Annotated in this window: 22 protein-coding genes; 10 read left to right on the top strand and 12 right to left on the bottom strand. The window is 64.3% G+C overall.

Annotated elements, in window-relative coordinates; genetic code table 11:
- Positions 1-269 precede the first annotated feature (269 nt).
- From CV770_RS34905 to CV770_RS34895, 3 genes are all read right to left on the bottom strand, one after another.
- On the bottom strand, positions 270-509 hold the full coding sequence (locus CV770_RS34905; protein ID WP_104465580.1) for a PilZ domain-containing protein: 240 nt from the start codon (positions 507-509) through the stop codon (positions 270-272).
- A gap of 103 nt (positions 510-612) precedes the next feature.
- A complete protein-coding gene (locus tag CV770_RS34900) occupies positions 613-2,325 on the bottom strand; it encodes an FMN-binding glutamate synthase family protein (RefSeq protein WP_201760176.1) in 1,713 nt (570 codons plus the stop codon).
- Between the two features lie 415 nt (positions 2,326-2,740).
- The gene (locus CV770_RS34895; RefSeq protein ID WP_091959787.1) at positions 2,741-3,514 is read right to left on the bottom strand and encodes a ferredoxin--NADP reductase; all 774 of its coding nucleotides are present in this window, start codon (positions 3,512-3,514) and stop codon (positions 2,741-2,743) included.
- Positions 3,515-3,898: 384 nt separating this feature from the next.
- On the opposite strand from CV770_RS34895, the gene CV770_RS34890 reads away from it, so the two are divergent.
- Positions 3,899-4,702 carry an ATP-grasp domain-containing protein gene (locus CV770_RS34890; RefSeq protein ID WP_104465579.1) on the top strand — a complete coding sequence of 268 codons (804 nt, stop codon included), beginning with the start codon at positions 3,899-3,901 and terminating at the stop codon, positions 4,700-4,702.
- A 201-nt stretch (positions 4,703-4,903) separates the two neighbouring features.
- On the opposite strand, the gene CV770_RS34885 is transcribed toward CV770_RS34890, so the two are convergent.
- Positions 4,904-5,845, bottom strand: a complete 942-nt coding sequence (locus CV770_RS34885) for an amino acid ABC transporter substrate-binding protein (RefSeq protein ID WP_104465578.1) — start codon at positions 5,843-5,845, stop codon at positions 4,904-4,906.
- 9 nt (positions 5,846-5,854) lie between these two features.
- Complete coding sequence (locus CV770_RS34880; protein ID WP_104465577.1) at positions 5,855-7,153, bottom strand: dicarboxylate/amino acid:cation symporter; 1,299 nt, start codon at positions 7,151-7,153, stop codon at positions 5,855-5,857.
- A gap of 212 nt (positions 7,154-7,365) precedes the next feature.
- Between CV770_RS34880 and CV770_RS34875 the strand changes: the two genes are divergently transcribed.
- The 5 genes from CV770_RS34875 to CV770_RS34855 all read left to right on the top strand — a co-directional run bounded on the left by CV770_RS34875 (position 7,366) and on the right by CV770_RS34855 (position 12,747).
- Positions 7,366-8,367, top strand: a complete 1,002-nt coding sequence (locus CV770_RS34875) for an NADP-dependent oxidoreductase (protein WP_104465576.1) — start codon at positions 7,366-7,368, stop codon at positions 8,365-8,367.
- A 256-nt stretch (positions 8,368-8,623) separates the two neighbouring features.
- Positions 8,624-9,472, top strand: a complete 849-nt coding sequence (locus CV770_RS34870; RefSeq protein ID WP_104465575.1) for a cysteine rich repeat-containing protein — start codon at positions 8,624-8,626, stop codon at positions 9,470-9,472.
- Between the two features lie 118 nt (positions 9,473-9,590).
- Positions 9,591-9,806 (top strand): hypothetical protein, encoded by a 216-nt coding sequence (locus tag CV770_RS34865; protein WP_028143828.1) that lies wholly within the window; start codon positions 9,591-9,593, stop codon positions 9,804-9,806.
- A 191-nt stretch (positions 9,807-9,997) separates the two neighbouring features.
- Positions 9,998-11,137: an FAD-dependent monooxygenase gene (locus CV770_RS34860; protein WP_201760175.1), complete on the top strand. Its 1,140-nt coding sequence runs from the start codon at positions 9,998-10,000 to the stop codon at positions 11,135-11,137.
- A complete protein-coding gene (locus CV770_RS34855) occupies positions 11,134-12,747 on the top strand; it encodes a benzoate-CoA ligase family protein (RefSeq protein WP_104465574.1) in 1,614 nt (537 codons plus the stop codon). The genes CV770_RS34860 and CV770_RS34855 overlap by 4 nt, the downstream gene beginning before the upstream one ends.
- A gap of 200 nt (positions 12,748-12,947) precedes the next feature.
- On the opposite strand, the gene CV770_RS34850 is transcribed toward CV770_RS34855, so the two are convergent.
- Positions 12,948-13,460, bottom strand: coding sequence for a MarR family winged helix-turn-helix transcriptional regulator (locus CV770_RS34850; RefSeq protein ID WP_201760174.1), 513 nt, complete (start codon positions 13,458-13,460; stop codon positions 12,948-12,950).
- Positions 13,450-14,079: a maleylacetoacetate isomerase gene (gene maiA, locus CV770_RS34845; protein WP_091959762.1), complete on the bottom strand. Its 630-nt coding sequence runs from the start codon at positions 14,077-14,079 to the stop codon at positions 13,450-13,452. Before maiA ends, CV770_RS34850 begins: the two co-directional genes overlap by 11 nt.
- Positions 14,080-14,181: 102 nt before the next feature.
- Here maiA and gtdA point away from each other — a divergent pair, with 102 nt between their 5' ends.
- Complete coding sequence (gtdA, locus tag CV770_RS34840; protein WP_091959759.1) at positions 14,182-15,222, top strand: gentisate 1,2-dioxygenase; 1,041 nt, start codon at positions 14,182-14,184, stop codon at positions 15,220-15,222.
- A gap of 208 nt (positions 15,223-15,430) precedes the next feature.
- Here gtdA and CV770_RS34835 read toward each other — a convergent pair whose 3' ends face one another.
- From CV770_RS34835 to CV770_RS34820, 4 genes are all read right to left on the bottom strand, one after another.
- Complete coding sequence (locus tag CV770_RS34835; protein ID WP_165637483.1) at positions 15,431-16,252, bottom strand: ABC transporter permease; 822 nt, start codon at positions 16,250-16,252, stop codon at positions 15,431-15,433.
- Entirely contained in the window at positions 16,245-17,018 is a 774-nt protein-coding gene (locus tag CV770_RS34830) for an ABC transporter ATP-binding protein (RefSeq protein WP_104465572.1), read from the bottom strand. Before CV770_RS34830 ends, CV770_RS34835 begins: the two co-directional genes overlap by 8 nt.
- Before the next feature lie 109 nt (positions 17,019-17,127).
- On the bottom strand, positions 17,128-18,132 hold the full coding sequence (locus tag CV770_RS34825) for an ABC transporter substrate-binding protein (protein WP_104465571.1): 1,005 nt from the start codon (positions 18,130-18,132) through the stop codon (positions 17,128-17,130).
- Between the two features lie 36 nt (positions 18,133-18,168).
- Positions 18,169-19,533 (bottom strand): FAD-dependent oxidoreductase, encoded by a 1,365-nt coding sequence (locus tag CV770_RS34820; protein WP_104465570.1) that lies wholly within the window; start codon positions 19,531-19,533, stop codon positions 18,169-18,171.
- A gap of 111 nt (positions 19,534-19,644) precedes the next feature.
- On the opposite strand from CV770_RS34820, the gene CV770_RS34815 reads away from it, so the two are divergent.
- Complete coding sequence (locus tag CV770_RS34815) at positions 19,645-20,529, top strand: LysR family transcriptional regulator (protein ID WP_104465569.1); 885 nt, start codon at positions 19,645-19,647, stop codon at positions 20,527-20,529.
- 154 nt (positions 20,530-20,683) lie between these two features.
- The gene (locus CV770_RS34810) at positions 20,684-20,947 is read left to right on the top strand and encodes a hypothetical protein (RefSeq protein ID WP_201760173.1); all 264 of its coding nucleotides are present in this window, start codon (positions 20,684-20,686) and stop codon (positions 20,945-20,947) included.
- A gap of 3 nt (positions 20,948-20,950) precedes the next feature.
- Here the strand turns inward: CV770_RS34810 and CV770_RS34805 are convergent, their stop codons facing one another.
- Positions 20,951-21,754, bottom strand: coding sequence for an enoyl-CoA hydratase-related protein (locus tag CV770_RS34805; RefSeq protein WP_104465581.1), 804 nt, complete (start codon positions 21,752-21,754; stop codon positions 20,951-20,953).
- Between the two features lie 150 nt (positions 21,755-21,904).
- Here CV770_RS34805 and CV770_RS34800 point away from each other — a divergent pair, with 150 nt between their 5' ends.
- On the top strand, positions 21,905-22,879 hold the full coding sequence (locus CV770_RS34800; RefSeq protein ID WP_104465568.1) for a ketopantoate reductase family protein: 975 nt from the start codon (positions 21,905-21,907) through the stop codon (positions 22,877-22,879).
- The last annotated feature ends 164 nt before the right edge of the window (positions 22,880-23,043 follow it).

Raw genomic sequence — 23,043 nt, 5'->3', positions numbered from 1 at the left:
GTGCAACTGTTCAGGTTGGTAATGGAACGGGCGGGAGACCGAGCCGGCTCACGGCGTCAAGCGCCAAGGACCCAACGGCTTCCCGCCCAACCCCATCCTGACAGACTTCCAAGACACAGGGACCCATAACCACAGGATTGAGCTTGGCGAAGACTCGGAGTTGCCAGCTTGCGCAGCAACTCCTCCCTGGGGTTATGGGTCCCGGATCTGCGCTTCGCTTGTCCGGGACGACGGCGTGCTTGCGGCACGAACTCACCGCGCGCAGACCCTCACCCGAACCTCACGCCGATCCGCTTCTCCTTGCGCCAGACCACGGTGCAGGCGAGATGCTTTCCGTCGGCCTGGACGAACAGGGTGAAATGATCGGGGATGCCAACCGGGCTGGTGACGTCGAGCGCGGCGCCGGTGTCGGACAGGTTGCGGACGGTGCAGTCGATCGCGCCGCCGCCGAACTCGATCGTTCCGGCCTTCAGCACGCGATGTCTCGCCTTGTCGCGCCGTTCGTCCATGGGTAAAATTTACACCCAAAGTTGAACAAAATCCTAAATGCTAGCTCCGCTCGCGGCGAATGTGCACGGGCCGGGCAGGTCTCGCCACAGGCCAAGCGATGCCTTACAGCGCCGGCTGGAACGTTTCCGCCTGCGCCATCTGCCAGGCGTCGCGGAAGCGTGGGTCTTCGGTGCCCTTGAGCAGCTCGCCAGGACGCAGCGCCGGATAGAGCTGCGCAAAGGATCTCACGTCGGTAGTCGAGGTGCGCTGGGTGAAGTGAATCGGGCGCAGCTGCTGCGGATGCTCGAGGCCTGCCGCGGCGATCAGCTCGGTCAGCGAATGCAGCGTCGCGTGGTGATAATTGTGCACGCGGTCGATCTTGAGCGGCACGTAAAGCGCACGCGCGCGCGTCGGGTCCTGCGTCGCCACGCCGGTCGGGCAGCGGTCGGTATGGCAGCTCAGCGACTGGATGCAGCCGAGCGAGAACATGAAGCCGCGCGCCGAATTACAATAGTCGGCGCCGATCGCCATCGCGCGCGCCATGTCGAAGGCGGTGGCGATCTTGCCCGACGCACCGATCTTGATGCGGTCGCGCGCATTGATGCCGATCAGCGCGTTGTGGACGAAATTGACGCCCTCGCGCATCGGCATGCCCAGATGGTCCATGAATTCCAGCGGCGCCGCACCGGTGCCGCCTTCGTTGCCGTCGACGACGATGAAATCAGGATAGATACCTGTCTGAAGCATCGCCTTGCAGATCGCCAGGAATTCCCAGGGATGGCCGATGCACAGCTTGAAGCCGGCCGGCTTGCCGCCCGACAGGCGGCGCATCTCGGCGATGAACTGCATCATGCCGGCCGGGGTGGAGAAGGCGCGATGCGAGGCCGGCGAGATGCAGTCCTCGCCCATCGCGACGCCGCGGATCTTGGAGATCTCCTCCGAGACCTTTGCCGCCGGCAGCACGCCGCCGTGGCCGGGCTTGGCGCCCTGGCTGACCTTGAGCTCGACCATCTTGATCTGGTCGTCACCGGCGACGCGCGCGAACGCTTCGGGATCGAAGCTGCCGTCGAGATGACGGCAGCCGAAATAGCCGGAGCCGATCTCCCAGATGATGTCGCCGCCCATCTCGCGGTGATAGGGGCTGACGCCGCCCTCGCCGGTGTCGTGCGCGAAGCCACCCTTCCTGGCGCCGGCATTGAGCGCGCGCACTGCGTTGGGGCTGAGCGCGCCAAAGCTCATCGCGGAAATGTTGAACACCGAGGCCGAATAGGGCTTCTTGCAGTCGGGGCCGCCGATGCTGATGCGGAATTTCTCCGCGGCATGCGCCTTCGGCGACACCGAGTGGTGCATCCACTCATAGCCCTGGCGGTAGACGTCCTCCTGGGTGCCGAACGGACGCTTGTCGAGCTCCATCTTGGCGCGCTGATAGACCACCGCGCGGGTGTCGCGCGAGAACGGCATGCCGTCCTTCTCGCTCTCGAAGAAATACTGCCGCATCTCCGGGCGGATCTCTTCGAGCAGGAAGCGGATATGCGCCGAGATCGGATAGTTGCGCAGCACCGCGTGGCTCTTCTGCAGGAGATCGCGGACGCCGAGCAGCGTCAGCGCGCCGAAGATCAGGATCGGCACCAGCAGGATGTCGAAGATCTTGCGGTCGGCGATACCGATGCCGATCAGGAGCGCGGTGACGACTGCGCAGATCGTCAGCACGATGAAGCGCGGCGAGAATGGCAGCAGCAGGGTCTCCATGATCCCCTCTTCCGCCAGCGGCAGGCGTTTGTGGGATGAGTGTTGGGAGGAGTCCTGCGTCTTGGTGTCGTCGGCCACGATTCCCATCCTCTCGCCAGCATGAGGCGGTACGATACGCCCTTGCCTGTCATACGGATATGACGCGGCCCTTGTTTCAGGCTAGCGAATTCGGCCGAGATAAATCAATCAGCCCGATGGGCGGGTTTTGCAGTGCAGCAGAATGGGTGGTGGCGGGAAGCGGCGGACGCTGGGCCCTTAATGGCCGCGCGTGGGGTCACACTGGATTCCCCAAGCTCAGCTGTCGTCCCGGGCAAGCGTAAGCGCAGACCCGGGATCCATAACCACAGGATGTCGTGGCGAGAGAAAGCTGTCCACTCCGAATCTTCGCATAACCACGGCCTGTGGCTATGGGTCCCGGATCGGCGCGCGCTTGTGGCGCGCTTGTCCGGGACGACGAGTGAGCGTGAGGCAAAGCCGTCCCACGCTAGCGGGACAACGGCAATCAGCGCTCGACGAATGCCTTCTCGATGACGAAATGGCCGGGCTTGTTGCCGCTTCCTTCGATGAAGTCGCGGCCTTCGAACATCACCTTCAGCTCTTCGAGCATCCCCGGGCTGCCGCACATCATGATGCGGTCGGTGGCGATGTCGAGGGGCGATTGCCCGATATCGTTGAAGATCTGCTCGGAGTTGATGAGGTCGGTGATACGGCCGCGGTTCCTGAACGGCTCGCGGGTCACGGTCGGGTAGTAGATCAGCTTGTCCGCGAGCAGCTCGCCGAACAGCTCGTCTTCGCGCAAGGAAGCAACCAGCTTCTCGCCATAGGCGAGCTCGGAGACCTGACGGCAGCCGTGCACCAGCACGATGGACTCGAACTGGTCGTAGACCTCGGGGTCCTTGATCAGGCTCGCGAACGGCGCGAGGCCCGTTCCGGTCGAGAGCAGCATCAGCCGCTTGCCGGGAAGGAGGTTATCGGTGATCAGCGTGCCGGTCGCCTTGCGGCCGACCAGGATGGTGTCGCCTTCCTTGATCTTCTGCAGACGCGAGGTCAGCGGGCCGTCCTGAACCTTGATCGAGAAGAACTCGAGCTCTTCCTCGTGGTTGGCGCTCGCCATGCTGTAGGCGCGCAGCAGCGGACGGCCGTCGATCTCAAGGCCGATCATCGCGAACTGGCCGTTCTGGAAGCGGAAGCCGGTATCGCGCGTGGCGCGGAAGCTGAACAGCGTGTCAGTCCAGTGCTGGACGGAAAGAACCTTCTCTCGGTAAAACGCGCTCATGATTTTCGATATTCCGAATAATTGCGGTTTTAGGGCAAAAGGGTTGCCCGGCCCTGAAACGGGGCGGACACCATTGCCATGGCGGAGGATTTCGCGTGTGTGATCTACGCCATTGAGACCAATAATCAACCTCGTTCCGGATGCAATTGATGCCGGTCAAACCGGCATTTGCGGCGGAATTGGCCATATTGTTAATGAATCTGCTGCCGGGCGCGCGCCGCGGGCAATTTCTTTTCCCTGCAGCGTTCGAATGCAGCACTTAATTTCCATCGCGCTCGCGAGAATTTCATTAAGAATAGCTCTGACTTTCACCCCGGTTCGGCGCCGTTTCCCGCATTTTTGCGGCTTTTGGCGCCAGGAACGTCTGAAACGCGACAGAAACACATGGCGGCAAGCGACGAGCGAATCTTCGTCCAGGCGATCAGGCGCTATTGCGCGGAGCATGGCATCGCGGTCGATGTCCGCGCCGATGGCTGGCTGATCGCGATGCGCCGGGGTGATGAGCGGCGCTTCGCCTTCGGCTACGACATCGGTCTCAACAGCGCCATCGCCCATCGCCTCGCCAACGACAAATCGGCGACATCAGAGGCGCTGGCGCTGGAGGGCGTGCCGTGCGTTCCGCATCACCTCTTCCTCAACCCAAAGCTGGGCGTGCACGTCGCCGGTACCGATTGGCGCCAGCGGATGCTCGCGCTGCTGGCTCAGAATCCGCAAGGCGTGGTGGTGAAGCCGAACGAGGGGACATCGGGGCGCTCGGTGTTCAAAGTGGCGACGGCGGCCGAACTCGACCACGCGGCCGGCGAGGTTTTTTCGATGAGCGCCGGGCTCGTGATCTCGCCCTATGTCGCGATCGAGGACGAGGTCCGCGTGGTGCTGCTCGATGAGGCGCCCCTCGTCGTCTACAGCAAGCAGCGCGGCACGGATTGGCGACATAATCTCGATGCCGGCGCAAAGCCGGTGTTGCTGGGGGATGGCGAGGTTCGAACGGCCTGCGTGAAGCTGGCAATCGATGCCGCGAGCGCGATCGGTATCGCCTTTGCGTCGATCGACGTGGTCCGTGTCGAGGGCGAATGGAAAGTGCTTGAGATCAATTCCGGCGTGATGATGGAAGCGCTGGGGAAGCTGCATCCGCAACTGGTGCAAGCGGCGTATGACGCGGCGCTGGACCGGGTGTTTGGGGAGGGATAGCAGCCGCGAGCTCGCTGCACCCTCTCCCCTTGTGGGAGAGGGTGGCTCACCGCGTAGCGGTGAGGCGGGTGAGGGGTCTGTCTCCGCGCGTGAAACTCTTGCGTCTGAATTTGCGAAGCTAACCCCTCATCCGGCGCTTCGCGCCACCTTCTCCCACAAGGGGAGAAGGGAAGACAGCGAGCCTGCGGCGCGGCACGAACGCTAATTATTCGCGCTCGCTGAATCGTCCATCGCCTTGAACGCCTCCTCCAGCTGCAGCGAGATCGGCACGTTCAGCCGTTCGCCGGTGGGAAGCCTTGCGGTGAACCATTTGTTGTAGAGCGGGACGAGATCGCGGTTGGAGCCGAGCTTGCGGAAGGCGCGCTCGACCACAGCCGATAGCTGCGGCTCGCCCTTCCTGAACATGATGCCGTAGGGGTCATAGGACAAATAGTCCCCGACCACGCGAAAATATTCCTGCGCCTTGTGGCGCGCGATCAGGCCGTGGAGCAGGATGTCGTCGGTCGCGAATGCATCAGCCTTGCCGTCGTTCACCATCTGAAACGACTGCTCGTGATCCGGCGCGGTCACGATGTTGAGGCCGAGCGAGAGCTTCTTGTCGACGGCGTGTATCGCCTGCTCGTTCGTCGTACCCTTGGTCACCACGATGGTCCTGCCCTTCAGGTCCGCAACACCGGAAATTCCCGCTCCCTTCGGCACCATCAGCTTGGTGCCGGCGACGAATATCAGCGGCGAGAAGGCGACGCGCTTGCCGCGCTCGGCATTGGCGGTGGTCGAGCCGCATTCCAGGTCGATCTTGTTCAGGAGCACGGCATCGATGCGGTCGTCCGAGGTGACCTTGACGTAGTCGATTCTGAGATTGGGATCGTCGACCTCGACGCCGATCTCCTCGACGATGGCCTCGCAGAGCTCGAGGCTATAGCCGATTGGACGGCCCGACTGGTCGAGGAACGAGAACGGCGGCGAGCTCTCGCGATAGCCGAGCCGCACGGTGTGCGCCTTCTTGATGGCCGATAGCGCCGGGCTGAGCCCTTCGCCGCCGGTCTGCGCGGATGTCGAGGTCGCGAACAAGGAGGTCGCGAGCAACGATGCCGCGAGCAACAAGCCGCCTGAGGTCAGAGACCTCGCCAGTGTCTGGCCCATGGTTCGCTCCTATCCATGGCCGGCCATCGCGGGCACTTCGCCCGGTACCATGTCCCCGGGCACGACGTCGCCGGGTCCGAGCTCGTGCTCGGGCCCGAGCTCGCCTTCCCATTTGGCCACGACCGAGGTCGCGAGCGTGTTGCCGATCACGTTGGTGGCGCTGCGACCCATGTCGAGGAAGGTGTCGATGCCCATGATCATCAACAGGCCCGCCTCGGGGATGTTGAACTGCGCCAGCGTCGAGGCGATCACCACGAGCGAGGCGCGCGGCACGCCGGCGACGCCTTTCGAGGTGATCATCAGCGTCGCCAGCATCGCAAGCTGGGTGCCGAGCGGCATGTCGATGTGATAGCTCTGCGCGATGAAGACGGCCGCGAAGGTGCAGTACATCATCGTGCCGTCGAGATTGAAGGAATAGCCGAGCGGCAGCACGAAGCTCGAGATCCGCGACGAGGCGCCGAAGCGGTTGAGCGCCTCGAGCGTCTTCGGATAGGCCGCCTCCGAGCTCGCGGTCGAGAACGCGATCATCAGCGGCTCGCGGACCAGCTTCAAGAGATGGCTGTAGCGCGGCCCGATGACGATGAAGCCGACGATGACCAGGATGGTCCACAGGATCGCCAGCGAGAGATAGAAGCCGCCCATGAACACGACGAGCTTCCACAGCACCAGCAGGCCGTTCTTCGCCACCGTCGCGGTGATCGCGGCCCACACCGCGAGCGGCGCGAACAGCATCACGTAGCTCGTGACCTTGAGCATGATGTGGCCGACGTCGTCGATCATCGCGAGGATCGGCTTCGAACGTTCGGGCATGGAGCCCATCGCCACCGAGAAGAACACCGCGAAGATCACGATCTGCAGGATCTCGTTCTGCGCCATCGCGTCCGCGATCGAGGTCGGGATCAGATGGGTGAGGAATTTCTCGATCGAGAATGCCGACACCGGCAGGCCGGTAGATTGCCCCGCCTGGGGCAGCGTGCCCGGGAAGTTCGCACCGGGCTGCAGCAGGTTCACCATCACAAGGCCGAGCAGCAGCGAGACGAAGGAGGCGCTGATGAACCAGCCCATGGTCTTGGCGAAGATGCGGCCGAGCTTGGAGCCCGAGCCCATATGGGCGATGCCGCCGACCAGGGTCGCGAACACCAGCGGCGCGATGATCATCTTGATCAGGCGCAGGAACATCATGGCGATCAGGTTGATGGAGGACGCCCAGTCGGCGCGCGTGTCGGGCAGGAAATTGTAGATTGCCGACCCCATGATGATGCCGAGCACCATCGCGGCCAGAATGTATTGCGTAAACCTGTTCGACATCGCTTACCCCCACGTACACCGGCGCTTCATGATGTCGCAGTTATCACAACGACGCAACACGCTTTGCGTGTGATCGCGTTTTCAGGATGTTCCCGTTGTGAAATGGAACGCCGCGATCTAGCCTTCATGCAGCGCACAACGCATGCGGCCTGCACGTTTTGTTTGCGGCGGCTGCATCAATAATCGTCAAGACAATCAAAGAGGGAAACGCCATGAGCGGCAACATCAATCATCAGATTCTGCTGGTCGAAAAACCCAGCGGCAAGCTCGGTCCCGAACATTTCAAGATGGTGGAAAGCACAGTGCCGGAGCCGAAGGACGGCGAAGTCCTGCTGCGTGTGCGATACATTTCGCTCGACGCCGCCAACCGCGCCTGGATGCACGGCGCGACCTATCGCTCTGCCGTCGAAGCCAACAGCGTGATGGCTGGCGGCGCCATTGCGGAGGTCGTCAGCTCGAAGGCCGAGGGGCTTGCGGCAGGCGACATCGTGTTCGGTGACACCGGCTGGCAGGAATTTGCTGCGGTGCCGGCAAAGCATCTCACCAAGATGCCGAAGCTCGAGCCGATGACGCATCTGCTCAGCGTGTTCGGCATCGCCGGCCTCACCGCCTATTTCGGCCTGCTCGAGATCGGCAAGCCGAGGGAGGGCGAGACCGTCGTGGTCTCCGCGGCCGCCGGCTCGGTCGGCTCGATCGTCGGGCAGATCGCCAAGATCAGGGGATGCCGCGTGATCGGCATCGCCGGCGGCACTGATAAGTGCAACTGGCTGACCTCCGAGCTCGGCTTCGATGCCGCCGTGGACTACAAGGACGGCGCGGTCTTCAAGGCACTGCGTGCAGCCGCGCCAAAAGGCATCGACGTCTATTTCGACAATGTCGGCGGCGACATCCTGGAAGCCTGCCTGCCGCAGATGAACAATTACGGCCGCATCGCCTGTTGCGGCGCGATCTCGCAATATGACGGCACACCGTCAGCACACGGCCCGCGCGGCGTGCCGGGACTGATCGTGGTGAAGCGGCTGGTCATGCAGGGCTTCATCGTGATGGACTACATGAAGGAGAGCCAGCGCGCGCTCGCCGAACTGCAGGGCTGGGTCAAATCCGGCAAGCTGAAAGTGCAGGAAGACATCATTGACGGGCTCGAGAACACGCCGAGGGCGCTGATCGGATTGCTCGCGGGCGAGAACCGCGGCAAGCGCATGGTCAAGCTCTGACGGCCTGTTGTTTGAAGGCGATCTCCGCGCAAACGCGTTCCGCGTTTGTCGCGAGGGAAAGCCGCTGCTCACTTTGCGCGAGCGCAGCCCTTCGGGTCAGCCGCCCTGATTAGTTCGCAATTGCGCAGGTATTATCTACTTGCGGTAGAGGTCAAAGCGGCCAATGATATCGCACGCGAGGCATTATCCGCGGCGATTGCGATTACATCATATTTTGGGATCGTCGGCACTGCCGACGAGGCAGGGAAGCGTTCAGATGTTCAATACGTTGAAGCATGCATCAACGCGCGCGGCGTTGCTCGCGGCAGCGCTCTTCGCAACTGCAACAGGCGCGTTCGCGCAAGCGCCGACCGAGGCTCAGAAGGGCGCCATCCGGTCCGCATGCCGCTCGGACTTCATGGCCCATTGCGCGAGCGTCACGCCCGGCGGCGTGGAAGCGTATCAATGCCTGGCAAAGAACATGTCCAGCCTGTCGTCGGGATGCCAGACCGCGGTTCGCGCCGTCGAACCGGCGAAAACCGAAGCTGCGCCCGCCGCGCCGAAGAGCGAGACCGCGCCCAAGGCGGAAACGGCGCCAGCCGCACCAAAGGCAGATGCCGCCCCCGCGGCCAAGCCCACTGCCGTACCGGCGCCGAAGGCCGCTGCCGCCAAGCAGCCGAGCAGCGCGCAGGTCACGGCGGTCAAGAGTGCGTGCCGCGCAGATTATCCCAAGGTGTGCGCCAGCGTGCCGCCGGGCGGCGCGGCGGCACTCGAATGCCTGGAAAAGAACAAGGCCAGGGTATCACCGGCCTGCGAGAAGGCCGTGAGCGCTGCAGCAGCGGGGGGCGGCGCGGCAGCAACGGCGGCACCCGCGGGTGCGGCTCCCGCAGCAGCAGCCCCCGCGGCGGGAGCCGCGCCGGCGGCAGCGCCAGCCGTGATCGTGTTGCGCCCCTTGCTGCCGCGCGAAGAGCTGTTCATCCTGAGGTCGGCCTGCAGCGCCGACATCCGCAAGCTCTGCGCCGGCGTCGCGCCCGGAGGCGGCCGCATCATTCAATGCATTTCCAACAGGGCTGCCTCGCTGTCGCCGGCGTGCAAGGACGTGCTCGCCCCATTCGCGGCGAGGTAACACGGCGCAGGCGCCAAAGCCGCAACGACGAACGGCGTGCCATGAATTTCCGCACGCCTGCAACGACAAATCTTTCGCAGATATCAGATTTCGATCACGACAAGACCGGGAGGACAACATGCGTTCATTGCTGCTCGTTGCTTCTGCGCTCCTCGCCTTCGGAGCGACGATGACGTTCGAGGCCACCGACGCGAATGCGGTGGTCTGCGCCCGTGGCGTCTATCGCGCCGGTTGCGCCGGGCCGAACGCCGCCGTCGTGGTCCGGAAGCCGGTTCCAGCCGTGCGCTGCACCAGGGTGCTGGTGAACGGGGTCTACGTAAAGCGCTGCGTCTGACGGTGCGGATGGCCAAGCCGGCGCGGTTTGGCTATGATTCGGACCTGACGGTTTCGGACACGCGTAAAAATTGTGTCCGAAGATGCGCTTTGACGCGCCTGCGCTGGCCGATAATTCCGCTGGCGCGGGACGCCGGAGCACATTAGTCTACCCCTAGATAGTAAGTATACTGTCAATTAGGGAGGCAGACGTTGCGGATCGCCGTGATCGGCGGAGGGCCCGGTGGGCTCTACTTCGCCTATCTCTGGAAGAAGCGTCATCCCGAGGATCAAGTCGACCTGTTCGAACAGAACCCGGCCGACGCGACCTGGGGCTTTGGCGTTGTGTTCTCCGACCAGGCGCTGGAATTCCTGCGTGCCGACGACTCCGAGACGGTCGATGCGATCGCGCCGCACATGGAGAGCTGGCAGAATATCACGCTGAACCTCGGCAGCGACAGCGTCGCCATCGACGGGGTCGGCTTCTCCTCGATCGGGCGGCTCGAGCTGCTGCGGTTCCTGCAGCAGCGCGCGCTGGGCGTTGGCGTCACGCCGCGCTTCGACACCCAGATTCATGCCATCGACCAGCTCAACGGCCATGATTTGATCGTCGCCGCCGACGGCTTGAACTCGCAGGTGCGCCGCGCCTTCGAAGGTGATTTCGGCACCTCGCTGTCCTATTCCTCCAACAAGTTCGTCTGGTACGGCACCTCGAAGCGCTTCGACACGCTGTCGCAGACCTTCGTGAAGACCGATCGCGGCGCCTTCAACGCCCATCACTACCGCTACTCGCCGGCCATGAGCACCTTCCTGGTCGAATGCGACCACGCGACCTGGCAGGCCTATGGCTTCGCCTACAAGGACGTCGAGCAGTCCAAGGGCGTCTGCGAAGAGGTGTTCGCGGACACGCTTGGCGGCCATTGCCTCGTCTCCAACAAATCGGTCTGGCGCAACTTTCCCTGGGTCTGGAACGAGCACTGGTCGTTCAAGAACATGGTGCTGATCGGCGATGCCCTGCATTCGGCGCACTTCTCGATCGGCTCGGGCACGCGGCTTGCGATCGAGGACGCCATTGCGCTGGTCAAGGCGCTGGAATCGGATGCGCATCTTGCGACCGCCCTGCACCGCTATCAGGCCGCGCGCAAGCCGGTGGTGCAGAAGCTCGTCAATGCCGCGCGCACCAGCGCCTTCTGGTACGAGCATTTCGCCCAGCACATGCAGCAGGACCTGATGGACTTTGCCTATAGTTACATCACCCGCTCCGGCCGCATCGACGATGCACGCCTGCGCCATATGTCGCCGGCCTTCATGGCGCGTTACGAGGCTGCCAAGAACGGTGGAGACGAGGCATGAGCAACGAGATCTTCGACCAGGTGCCCGCCGACAGCGAGGGGGCGCGCGAGATCGACTTTGCCGTTCCGGAACTTTATAACGCCAGCCGCGTGCTGTTCGACAACCTCACCAAAGGCCATGGCGACAGGGTCGCGCTCATGGGTCCGGCAGGCACGCGGACCTATGCCGAGCTCTGCGATGAGGTTTGCCGCTGGGGCAACGGTTTTGCATCGCTCGGCCTGAAGCGGGGCGACCGCGTGCTGCTGTTTCTCGACGACACGCCCGCCTACCCGGCCGCGTTCTTCGGCGCGGTGCGGGCCGGCTTCGTGCCGCTCTTGATCAACACGCTGACGCCGCCGGATTTGCTGCAATTCTACCTCGCCGATTCCGGCGCCAGCGTTGCGGTCGCGGATGCCGAATTCGCGCCACGCTTCAATGCCGAGGCCTGCAAGGACACGCTCCTGCGCACGCTGATCGTCGCCAATGGCGAGGCGGGCGATCACACCGCGCCGAGCGCGCTCGCGGCGACAGACTGGCTCAAGCAATTCCCCGCCGAGCTGGCGGAAGCGGAGACGCATCGCAACGAGATGGCGTTCTGGATGTACTCGTCCGGCTCGACCGGCCGGCCCAAGGGCATCGTGCATCTCCAGCACGACATGGCCTATAGCGAGTTCGCCTTTGCGCAGAACGTCTTGAAGCTGACGCCCGACGACATCTGCTTCTCGGTGCCAAAGATCTTCTTCGCCTACGGCTTCGGCAATTCCGTCACCTTCCCGTTCTCGGCGGGCGCGGCAACGCTGCTGCTGCCGGGCCAGCCGAAGCCGGCCACGATCTTCGCGGCGATCGAGCAGTACAACCCGACGGTCTTCTTCGGCCTGCCGACGCTCTATACGTCCCTGACCAAAGCCGAAGGCGCGGACAAGACCAACTTCTCGTCGCTGCGCATGTCGCTTTCGGCTGCGGAGGTGCTGTCAGCGGAGGTCTTCAACGGCTGGAAGACGCTCACGGGCCTGGAGATCGTCGAGGGCCTCGGCTCGACCGAGGTGCTGCATATCTATCTCTCCAACCGGCCCGAGCAGAAGAAGCTCGGTGCCGCGGGCCTACGCGTACCCGGCTACGAGGTCGCGCTGCGCGACAAGGATGGACGCGACGTCGCCGACAACGAGGAAGGCATCTTGTGGGTGCGCGGCGATTCCAACACGCCGCTGTACTGGAACCGGCCAGACAAATCTGCGGAGACCATCCGCGACGGCGGCTGGATCTACACCGGCGACCGCTTCGTGCGCGATGCCGACGGCTTCCACTTCTTCCGCGGCCGCGCCGACGATCTCATCAAGATCTCGGGACAGTGGGTCTACCCGCTCGAGGTCGAGCTGTGCCTCGCCGACCATCCCGATATCCGCGAATGCGCGGTGTTCGCCGCCGAACTGCCGGACCGACGCATGACGCTGAAGGCGGTGGTGGTGATGAACAGCCGCGCAGCCAACCCCGGCGAGACGACGCGGCGGCTGCAGGATTACGTCAAGGGCAAGCTGCTTCCTTACAAATATCCGCGCGAGGTGATCTTCACCGACGAGCTGCCGAAGACCGGCACGGGGAAGATCGATCGGCAGGCGTTGCTGCGGATGTGAGGCGACGGCGTCGCCACACTCACTCTCGCTGTCGTCCCTGCGAACGCAGGGACCCATAACCACAGGGAGTGGTTATAGGGCGAGAAGGGTAACCACGAGTCTTCGCCAAACTTCGCCCCGTGGTTATGGGTCCCGGATCTGCGCTTCGCTTGTCCGGGACGACGACGGAGAATGAGGCGCGAGCATCGCCCCCTTCCCCCTCACCCTGCCTTCCCCAGATGCTCCAGCGCATCCTCGGCCCGCAGCGGCACGCGTGAGGCCTCGTTGTTGAGATCGACGAGCTGCACCAAGAGCCCCATCAGCGTCTTGCGATCGGCGGGCTTGAGCGGCTCCAGCATCCTCGCCTGGGCGCGCTCGACGGCGGGAATGATCTCGCGCAGGATCGCGGCGCCGGATTTGGTCAGATGGAGCAGCTTGATCCGCTTGTCTTCTAGCGCCGGCTTGCGCTCGACATAGTCCTTGGCCTGGAGACGCTCGATCACGCTGCCAAGCGTGGAGCGGTCGAAGGCGATCACTGCCGACAGCCGCGTCGCGTCGATGCCGGGATGGGTGTGGATCGCGATCAGCGCCGCATATTGCACCGGAGTGAGGTCGAATGTCTTGCACTCCTCCATGAAGATCGAGACTGCGATCTGCTGCATGCGCCGGAACAGATAGCCCGGCGCGGCATAGACCGCGTCGATCGTGATCGGCGGAGGCGGCTTACTCGGCATCGGGCTGCTTCTCCGGTGCGGCATTGGCAAACGCGGCGAGCGCCTTTGCGGCCGCCTCTGCCGCGAGCAGACGCGGATAGGCCGACACGTCGACGCCGAAACGGCGGGCATTGGCGAGCTGCGGCACCAGGCAGAGATCGGCGAGCGTCGGCGCATCGCCGAAGCAGAACGGCCCGGGCTCGTCCTTGATCAACGTCTCGCAGGCCGACAGCCCTTCGCGGTTGACCCACGCCGCCCAGTCCTGGACCTTCTCCTCAGGCAGACCGAGCTCGCGCAGCCGCGCCAGCACTTTCAGGTTCTGCACCGGATGGGTGTCGCAGGCGATCGCCAGCGCGAACGCCCTCACCTTGGCGCGGCGCAGCGGATCCTTCGGCAGCAGCGGCGGGTTGGGATGGGTCTCGTCGAGCCATTCGATGATGGCGACCGATTGGGTCAGCACCGCGCCGCCGTCCTCCAGCGCCGGCACCAGGCCTTGCGGGTTGATGGCGAGATAGGCGGGCGCGCATTGCTCGCCCTTGCGCAAATGATGCGGCAGATGCTGGGCTCCAAGGCCCTTGAGGTTCAGCGCGATCCGCACCCGATAGGCGGCGCTGGAGCGGAAATAGCCGTGCAGCTTCATCGGAACCCTCCCGTTTTCTCGTTGCTTGTACGTCGTTCGTCACGTTGACGCTAGCCAGATTGGCAGTATACTGTCAATTTAGAAACGAGCAGGAGGCGCGCCATGGAAGCGGTGACCAAGACGCCGGAACGCGAGGCGTTCTACAAGAAGATCGACGGCGAGAATCTCACCGCGCTTTGGACGGTGATGAGCGACCTGATCACGCCGGAGCCGAAGAGCGCCTGCCGGCCGCACCTCTGGAAATTCGAAATCATCCGCGACTACATGACGGAGGCCGGCAAGCTGATCACCGCCAAGGAAGCCGAGCGGCGCGTGCTGGTGCTGGAGAATCCCGGCCTGCGCGGCCAGTCCAAGATCACGACCTCGCTCTATGCCGGCGTGCAGATGGTGGTGCCCGGCGACGTCGCGCCGGCGCACCGGCATAGCCAGTCGGCGCTGCGTTTCGTGCTCGAAGGCAAGGGTGCGCATACCGCCGTTGACGGCGAGCGCACCGCGATGGAGCCCGGCGACTTCATCATCACGCCGTCGATGACCTGGCACGATCATTCCAACGAGACCGATCAGCCGATGTTCTGGCTGGATGGCCTCGACATTCCGCTGGTGCAGTTCTTCGATTGCTCTTTCGCGGAAGGATCGAAAGAAGACCAGCAGAAGATTACGAGACCGGCCGGCGACAGCTTTGCCCGCTACGGCCACAACCTGCTGCCGGTCGACGTCAAGCGGAGCTCGAAGACCTCGCCGATCTTCAGCTATCCCTATGCCTACACGCGCGAGGCGCTGGAGAAAGCCAGGACGAGCCAGGAGTGGGACGCATGTCACGGACTCAAGCTGAAATTCAGCAACCCCGAGACCGGCGATTTCGCCATGCCGACCATCGGCACCTTCATCCAGCTGCTGCCCAAGGGTTTTAACACCGCGCGCTATCGCGCGACCGATGCGACGGTGTTCTGCCCGATCGAAGGCCGCGGCCGCAGCCGGATCGGCGATGCCGTTTTCGAATGGGGTCCGCGCGATCTGTTCGTGGTGCCGAGCTGGCAATGGATCACGCACGAAGCGGATGAGGATGCCGTGCTGTTCAGCTTCTCGGATCGTCCCGTGCAGCAGAAGCTGGATCTGTTCCGCGAAGATCGCGGGAATGCGTGAGGGTGCGCTGTCGGACAAATACTCAACTGTCGTCCCGGCGAACGCCGGGACCCATAACCACAGGGAGTAGTTTGGCGAAGACTTGCAGTTATCCAGCCGGTACGAAGACCGCCCACACTCGATAGATCACGCGGTATGGGTCCCGGCGTTCGCCGGGACGACGGCGGAGGTTGTGGCGCATCTGCACCCCGCATCATTGCGGACGCGCCTACCGCCAGTGCAGCAGCCTTATCTCCAGCCAGCCGATCACCTTCCCCACCGCCAGCCCGAACACCGACAAAATCACCACGCCCGCGAGCAGCTGATCTGTCTGCATCAGATTGCCGGCCTGGAGCACGAAGGCGCCGATGCCGTATTGGGCGCCGATCATCTCGGCGCTGACGACGAGCAACAGCGCCACTGATGCGGTGATGCGGAAGCCGGCGAGGATCGCAGGCAGCGCACCGGGCCAGACCACCTTGCGCACGATGGTGGCGAAGGGAACGTTGAAACTCTGCGCCATGCGGATGAGGTTGCGCGGTACGGCATCGACGCCGCTATAGACCGAGATCGCCGTGGAGAAGAACACGCCCAGTGCAATGGTCGCGATCTTCGGCTCTTCGCCGATGCCGAGCCAGAGGATCAACAGCGGCAGCAGCGCGATCTTCGGGATCGGGAACAGCGCCGAGATGAAGGTGATGCCGACGCTGCGCGCCAGCCGCGACAGGCCGATGGCAAAGCCGACGGCGACGCCGGCCGCCGTCCCCAGCAGCCAGCCGACGCCGATGCGCAGCAGCGAGGCGGAAAGGTGCTGCCAGAGCGCGCCTGAGATCGCGAGCTGATAGATCGCGCGGACAATTGCAGCGGGCGTCGGCAGAAACAGTGCATTGACGAGGCCGGTGCTGCCCGCCGCCTGCCAGATCGCGATGACGAAAGCGAGCGCGATCCAGCCGCCGAAACGGCTGCTGGCGGGGACAAAACCCGCGCCGCGGAAGCGGACGCGCCGCGTCGCGCTATCCTTCGCAGTGTCAGTCGCCGCGCGATCAAGCATGCTGGACCTCGCGCTCGGCATCGATGGCTTCGTTGCGGATCAACGACCAGATCTGGTTCTGCAACGCCAGCAGTTTTTCGCGCGCCGCCGCGTCGCCGCGTTCGGTGCGCGTCATAGGCACGGTCACGACCTCGCGGATGCGGCCGGGCCGCCGCGACAGCACCACGATGCGGTCGGCGAGCCGGGCGGCCTCTTCGAGATTATGGGTGACATAGACCGCGCCCATGCCGCCATCGGCGAGCAGGCGGACGAAATCCTCCATCAGGAGTTCGCGGGTCTGCGAATCCAGTGCCGACAGCGGCTCGTCCATCAGCAGGATCGCAGGCTTCACCGCCAGCGCGCGCGAAATGCCGACACGCTGGCGCATGCCGCCGGAGAGCTGCTTTGGGTAGGTTGTGCGGAAGTCGGTCAGGCCCGTGCGGCGCAAGGCGTCGTCGACCAGCGCGCGGCGCTGCGGGGCCGAGAGCTGGGTGTGCAGCAAAGGGAATTCGACATTGTCCTCCACGCTCGCCCACGGCAGCAGCGCAAAATCCTGGAACACGAAGGTGAGCGGATTGAGGCTGTCCGCCGGCGGCGCGCCGCGCAGCTCGGGCGCGCCGGAGGTCGGCTGCAACAGCCCGCCGAGGATGGACAGCAGCGTGCTCTTGCCGCAGCCGGAGGGCCCGACGATCGCCACCACCTCGCCGGCGCTGACCGTGAAGGAGATGTCGTCGAGCACGGCGAGGTCGCCGAAGCGATGGGAGATGTGGTTGGCGATCAGGTCCATTCTGTCTCGTGTATCCTGTTCTCCGTCGTTCCGGGATGATCCGAAGGATCAGACCGGGAACCTCGAGATTCCGGGTTCTCGCTTCGCGAGCCCCGGAATGACGGAAACATCAATCCGCCTTCACATAATCCTTGGCGATGATCGCATTCGCGTCAAAGCCCTTGTCGGCGAAGCCCTGCTCCTGCAGCCATTTGATCTGGTTGTCGACGTTCTTCACGTCCAACTTGCCGTCGGGATCGATATAGGCGCAATTGCCGACCACCTGCTCGACCGGGAGATTGGTGTACTTTGCGATGATCTCCAGCAGTGGCTTGGTCTTGTCGTTGATCGGGGCGACGCCGTCCTTCATCGCGGCGAGGATGACGTCGTGATATTCGCGGTCGGCCTTGGCCAAGGCGCCGAGCAACTTCGTGACCAGCGCCTTGTTGGTCAGCGTCTTCGGCGAAGCGAACACCGCACCCAACTGCCAGGGCGTCTCGTCGCCGACCCAGCCTAAGAATTTCGCGCCGCCTTCGTCCGTGAGCTTTCGCGCGGTCGAGATCGGCAGCAGCGCCGCATCGACGGTCTCGCCCTTGAGCGCGGCGGCGGCGTTCGACAGCGATTGCAGCGGCACGATCTTCACCTCAGAGAGCTTGAAGCCGTATTTGTCGGCGAGCAGGCCGAGCGAATAGTGGAACGAGGAGCCGACCTGCGTCATCGCCACGCGCTTGCCGGCGAGGTCCTTCGGCGTCTTCAATCCGGCCGCGTAAGCGTTGTTGCTGGCGAAATAGCCGATCAAGGGATAGCCGGCCTTCTCGCGGCTCATGCCGCCGATCACCTTCAGCACGCCCTTGCCGGCGAGATTGTAGAGACCGGCGGTGAAGGCGGTGATACCGAAATCGACGTCGCCCGAGGTCGTGGCGACCGCGATCGGCTGCGCCGCGTCGAAGAATTTCAGCTCGACCTCCAGGCCGGCCTCGCGAAAATAGCCCTTGTCCTGCGCGATGAAAACAGGCGCGGAGGACGACAGGCGGAGCACGCCGATCCTGGCCTTCAGTGCATCCTCGGCGTGGGCTGCACCCATGGCCATGATCGCCAAAAGACTGGCTGCCGCGAGCCGCGCAATTCCGATCATCCCGTTTCCTCCGCCGTCGTTTAATCTTGCAGTCCGTTACAGGCCCTCGGGCACAGGCTGGTCCCGCCCGATGAAGGCACCCTGTTGTTTCAACGTTTCCTGCAATTTTTCAACCGGGATGTCACGCGGGATCCGGTTTCCGGAGAGTGCCAGCGCGGCGGCGGAACCGGCCGCCTCGCCCATCACGAAACAGGCGCCCGAAACCCGCGCCGCGGACTGGCCCTCATGGGTCATGGAGGCACAGCGGCCGGCGACCAGGAGGTTGTCCACGCCTTCGGGCACCAGCATCCGGTAGGGCAACTCGTTATAGCCGCGCGATTCCGGGATCGGCGGGAAGGTGAAGACGACGTCGCCGGGCACATGAGCCTCGATCGGCCAGCCATTGACGCCGATGGAATCCTCGAAGGAGGCGCAGCCGAGCACGTCCTCGCCGCTGAGCTGGTAGCCGCCCTTGATGCGACGGGTCTCGCGGATGCCGAGCTGCGGCGGCAAATCGACGATGTAGGATTTTTCAAAGCCCGGCACGGTGCGCAGGAATTCGAAGGCGGCGAGCGCCTGCTTGCGGCCCTCGATCTCGCCGCGGGTGAGATCGTCGGGCTCGACGCCGTTGATGGCGTGGCCATCCTCGCGCGCCACTTGCGTAAAGTTCACCCGCCATTCGATGCCGGATTTCTGCGGCCGCACGATGGCGCTCTTGCGCGGAAATTTATGCGTGCCATTCGCGATGGCTCTCTCCATCAATTGCGGAATGGTGCGCCAGGCGTCGCCGGCCTTGTCAGGGTCGATGCCGTTGAGGCGGAGCATCATCGAGGGGTACATCGGATGGCCGTGCTCGTCGCCGACGTCGAACGGCGCGCCGGCCCAGACCGCAAGATCACCGTCGCCGGAGCAATCGATGAAGATTTCTGATCGCACCGCCTGCCGTCCGGCCTTGGTCTCGACCATCAGCGCGTCGATGCGGCTGTTGTCGCCCATTACGACGCCGGCGCCGAGCGCGTGGAAAAGGATGTGCACCTTGTGGCTTGCGAGAAGTTGATCGGCCGCTATCTTGTAGGCCGCGGTGTCATAGGCCTGCGCAAAAACCTTGCCGAGGATCAGATGCGGGGTGTTCAGGCCGTTGAGCCGATCGATCCGCGCCAGCAGCTCGGACGCCATGCCCTGCACGAGCCGATGGGCCTGGCCATAGACATTGCCATGCAGACCGCAAAAATTTGTGACACCGGCAGCGGTGCCCATGCCGCCGAGAAAGCCATAGCGCTCGATCAGAAGCGTCTTTCGCCCGGCGCGCGCGGCTGAGGCCGCGGCGACGATGCCGGCCGGACCGCCACCGAGCACGACGACTTCATATTCGCCATAGAGCGGCACCTGTCGTGCCGGTTCTTCGATCGTCGTGCCCCGCATGGCGCGTCCCTTCCCAAATTCCTTTGCTTGGGAGCGACTATGAATTAGCGCGCACCGAGGTACAATCCATCAAAATACGCGATCAGCTTTCGCGAATCGAGAAAGGTCGACATGGACATCCTCGTGAACCTCCAAGCCTTCCTCGCCACTGCCGATGCGGCCGGCTTCTCGGCCGCCGCGCGAAAGCTCGGCGTCTCCACCTCGGTGGTGGCAAAACGCGTCACGCAGCTGGAGGCGCGGATCGGCACGGCGCTGTTTCACCGCTCGACCCGGCAATTGCGATTGACCGAGGCCGGACAGCGCTATGTGCATCGCGCCCGCGGCGTGGTGACCGATGCGACCGATCTGCTTTCACGCATGGGCGAGAAAGGCCACGATCTCGTCGATCATCTGCGCATCAAGGCTCCGACCTCGCTGACCGTCGCTCGGCTCGCCGACGCCTTCAGCGCGTTCCAGACCCAGAACCCGAAGCTGAAGCTCGATATCGTGCTGATCGATCGCCCGGTCGATCCGGTCACGGAAGGATTCGACATCGCCATCGGCGCCTTCCCGCACTCCTTCGGCGGCGTGGTCGACGAGCCGCTCTGCGCGCTGAAGCGGCTGCTCTGCGCCTCGCCCGCTTATTTGAAGAAGCACGGCACGCCAAAGCACCCGCGCGATCTCGTCGAGCATCGCTGCCTCAGCTTTCTGCCGACCGGCCCGGAATGGATCTTCGACGGACCGCGCGGCCGCATCAGCATCCAGGTCAGCCCGCTGCTCTCCTCCAACGAGGGACACGTGCTGGCGCGCAGCGCCATCGCCGGCAACGGCATCGCGCTGCTCTCGCATTATCTCGTCGCCGACGCCTTGCGCGACGGCACGCTGAAGCCGGTGCTGCGCGACTTTCCGATTCCGGAGCTGTGGGTGAAAGCCGCGATCCCCGAGCGACGGCGCAATGCGGCGGCAGTGCAGGCGCTGCTGTCACTGCTGAAGACGTCGCTCGCGCCGTCGCTGTAGGCCGCTCCATCTCGGCGTCACGGGTGCCCGTAGCCCGCATGAAGCGCGGCGGAATGCGGGGACGCCTGCCCCGGATTGCGCTTCGCTCCATCCGGGCTACACACGTGCCACAAGACAGTTGCTTGCAAATGACGGACCTGACAGAAGTGCCGCCATGGATTCGAAATTTATGAAATTCGCCCTCATCGCCCTCGCGCTCTCGGCGCCTCCCGCCGCAGCCGTGGAGCAGAACTGCCGCTTCATTCAAACCAAACCCGAGCGCGAAGCCTGCTACAAGCGGCAGGAGGACGAACTCGCGACGAAGCGCAAGCCCGTTGCGCCCGCCAATGACGGCCAAACATTCGAAACGCTGCGCCAGATGCGGCAGGACGACGACGCCGTCTATCGCAGCATCAACAACATCTGCCGCGGCTGCTGACGCTCAACCTTTCCCACCACCCCAATTCCCTGCCCGCTTCTCGGCGAACGAGGCCAGCCCTTCTGCAGCCTCCGCGCTCTGGCGCTTGAGTGAATGCAGGTGGACGAGCCGCGCATACGCCGCATCGTCCACCGCCATGCCGCCGAACGAGCTCTCCAGCGCGAGCTTCTTGGTTTCAGCCATCGCCTCCGGCCCGTTGGCGAGCAGCTGCTCGACCACCTTGGCTCCGGCGGCTTCGAGATCCGCGAGCGGCACCACCTCATGCACGAGACCGATGCGGCGGGCGTCCTCAGCGCCGAAACGCTCGCCGGTCAGCGCATAACGACGGACCTGCCGTGCGCCGATGGCATCGCAAAGCTGGGGGATGATGATGGCCGCGGTCAGGCCCCAGCGCACCTCGGTGATCGAGAACAGGGCATTGTCCGCGGCGATCACGACGTCGCAGGCCGCGATCACGCCGGTGCCGCCACCGAAGCAACCGCCCTGCACCAGAGCCACGGTCGGGATCGGCAGCGTGTTGAGCCGCTGCACGGCTTCGAAGGTCGCGCGCGAGGCCGCCTCGTTCGCCTCGGCCGATTGCGGCCGCACGCCATTGATCCATTTCAGGTCGGCGCCGGCCTGGAAATGCTTGCCGTTACCCCTCAGCACGACGACGCGAAGATTCGACTTTTTGCCGAGATCGTCCATCGCCGCGAGCACGCCCGCGATCAGCGCGCCGTCATAGGCGTTGTTGATCTCCGGCCGGTTCAACGTGACGGTCGCAACCCCACGCTCATCGAGGGTCCACAGGACGGGGTTGGCGGTCATCGGCGATCCTCCGGTTGTTTGCCGCGCACTATGGCCGAGGCCGCGCGCCTTGATCCATATCTTTCCGGCGTAGGGCAGCCGCGTCCATCGCATGGCGGCTTGTGTCATGCTGCCGCCCGATGGCACCAAGGGATCAGGGACGGGATCAACATGCGCATCTGCATTTTCGGCGCGGGCGCCGTCGGCAGCCACATTGCGGTACGGCTGGCGCGCGCCGGCCATGAGGTCTCTTGCGTGATGCGGGGCGCGCATCTGGAGGCGGTGCGCGCGGGCGGACTTAAGCTGCGGGTCGGCGATTCCGAGGTTTCCGCCAAGGTGAACGCATCAGGGGATCCGGCCCAGCTCGGCCCGCAGGACGTCGTGATCTCCACGCTGAAGGCGACCGCGCTGACGGGACTGGTCTCCAGCATCAAGCCGCTGCTGCATGACGACACCGCCATCGTGTTCGCGCAGAACGGCATTCCCTGGTGGTACGGTATCGGCCTGCCGCCGCGGCATCCGACACCGCCGGACATTTCCTTCCTCGACCCCGGCGGACGCCTGCGCGCCTGCATCCCGAAGGAGCGGATCATCGGCGGCGTCGTCTTCTCCTCCAACGAGGTGACGGCGCCGGGCGTGGTGCACAACCTCACCCCGGACCGCAACCGCCTGCTGATCGGCGAATGCGACGACCGCAATTGCGAGCGCATCACGAAGCTTCGCAACGTGTTCAACGATGCGCGGCTGGAATCACCGCCGGTCGCGGAAATCCGCGAGGCGATCTGGTCAAAACTGCTGACCAACATGTCGCTGTCGGTGCTGTGCCTGCTCACCGGCCAGACCGCACGCGGCGTGCGCGACGACGCCGCCTTTGCGGAGGTCATCCCGCGCATGCTGAACGAGGCCAATGACATCGCGCAGCATTTCATCCCCGAGGTCAAGCGCGTGACGCGCAGTGGACCCGCCCCCAATCACAAGCCATCGCTGCTGCAGGATTACGAGCTTGGCCGCGCCATGGAGATCGACGTGCTGGTGAAGGCGCCGGCTGCTTTCGCGCGCACCGCCGGCCTGTCGACACCGACGCTCGACCTGATCGCCGCGCTCGCGATCCAGAAGGCGCGTGACAAGGGGCTTTATGCGGCGTGAGCCTTGAGGCGTGATGGGAGTCTCACTCGCGCCTCGATCGAGATGCGTTCCCTCCCCCCTTGTGGGGGAGGGCTAGGGAGAGGGGTAGCCCAGCAAAAGGTGTCCATTGTTGTCGTCGAAGACGGGCGCACGATGGAGAGAGTCCCCGTGTGGCACCCCCTCCC

Source organism: Bradyrhizobium sp. AC87j1, from assembly GCF_002936975.1.
GTDB lineage: Bacteria > Pseudomonadota > Alphaproteobacteria > Rhizobiales > Xanthobacteraceae > Bradyrhizobium > Bradyrhizobium shewense.
This window is presented reverse-complemented; position numbering and strand designations above follow the sequence as displayed.

Coding starts and splice junctions, on each gene's coding strand:
- CV770_RS34905 (WP_104465580.1), bottom strand. CDS start 509: ATGGACGAACGGCGCGACAAGGCGAGACATCGCGTGCTGAAGGCCGGA.
- CV770_RS34900 (WP_201760176.1), bottom strand. CDS start 2,325: ATGGGAATCGTGGCCGACGACACCAAGACGCAGGACTCCTCCCAACAC.
- CV770_RS34895 (WP_091959787.1), bottom strand. CDS start 3,514: ATGAGCGCGTTTTACCGAGAGAAGGTTCTTTCCGTCCAGCACTGGACT.
- CV770_RS34890 (WP_104465579.1), top strand. CDS start 3,899: ATGGCGGCAAGCGACGAGCGAATCTTCGTCCAGGCGATCAGGCGCTAT.
- CV770_RS34885 (WP_104465578.1), bottom strand. CDS start 5,845: ATGGGCCAGACACTGGCGAGGTCTCTGACCTCAGGCGGCTTGTTGCTC.
- CV770_RS34880 (WP_104465577.1), bottom strand. CDS start 7,153: ATGTCGAACAGGTTTACGCAATACATTCTGGCCGCGATGGTGCTCGGC.
- CV770_RS34875 (WP_104465576.1), top strand. CDS start 7,366: ATGAGCGGCAACATCAATCATCAGATTCTGCTGGTCGAAAAACCCAGC.
- CV770_RS34870 (WP_104465575.1), top strand. CDS start 8,624: ATGTTCAATACGTTGAAGCATGCATCAACGCGCGCGGCGTTGCTCGCG.
- CV770_RS34865 (WP_028143828.1), top strand. CDS start 9,591: ATGCGTTCATTGCTGCTCGTTGCTTCTGCGCTCCTCGCCTTCGGAGCG.
- CV770_RS34855 (WP_104465574.1), top strand. CDS start 11,134: ATGAGCAACGAGATCTTCGACCAGGTGCCCGCCGACAGCGAGGGGGCG.
- CV770_RS34850 (WP_201760174.1), bottom strand. CDS start 13,460: ATGCCGAGTAAGCCGCCTCCGCCGATCACGATCGACGCGGTCTATGCC.
- maiA (WP_091959762.1), bottom strand. CDS start 14,079: ATGAAGCTGCACGGCTATTTCCGCTCCAGCGCCGCCTATCGGGTGCGG.
- gtdA (WP_091959759.1), top strand. CDS start 14,182: ATGGAAGCGGTGACCAAGACGCCGGAACGCGAGGCGTTCTACAAGAAG.
- CV770_RS34835 (WP_165637483.1), bottom strand. CDS start 16,252: ATGCTTGATCGCGCGGCGACTGACACTGCGAAGGATAGCGCGACGCGG.
- CV770_RS34830 (WP_104465572.1), bottom strand. CDS start 17,018: ATGGACCTGATCGCCAACCACATCTCCCATCGCTTCGGCGACCTCGCC.
- CV770_RS34825 (WP_104465571.1), bottom strand. CDS start 18,132: ATGATCGGAATTGCGCGGCTCGCGGCAGCCAGTCTTTTGGCGATCATG.
- CV770_RS34820 (WP_104465570.1), bottom strand. CDS start 19,533: ATGCGGGGCACGACGATCGAAGAACCGGCACGACAGGTGCCGCTCTAT.
- CV770_RS34815 (WP_104465569.1), top strand. CDS start 19,645: ATGGACATCCTCGTGAACCTCCAAGCCTTCCTCGCCACTGCCGATGCG.
- CV770_RS34810 (WP_201760173.1), top strand. CDS start 20,684: ATGGATTCGAAATTTATGAAATTCGCCCTCATCGCCCTCGCGCTCTCG.
- CV770_RS34805 (WP_104465581.1), bottom strand. CDS start 21,754: ATGACCGCCAACCCCGTCCTGTGGACCCTCGATGAGCGTGGGGTTGCG.
- CV770_RS34800 (WP_104465568.1), top strand. CDS start 21,905: ATGCGCATCTGCATTTTCGGCGCGGGCGCCGTCGGCAGCCACATTGCG.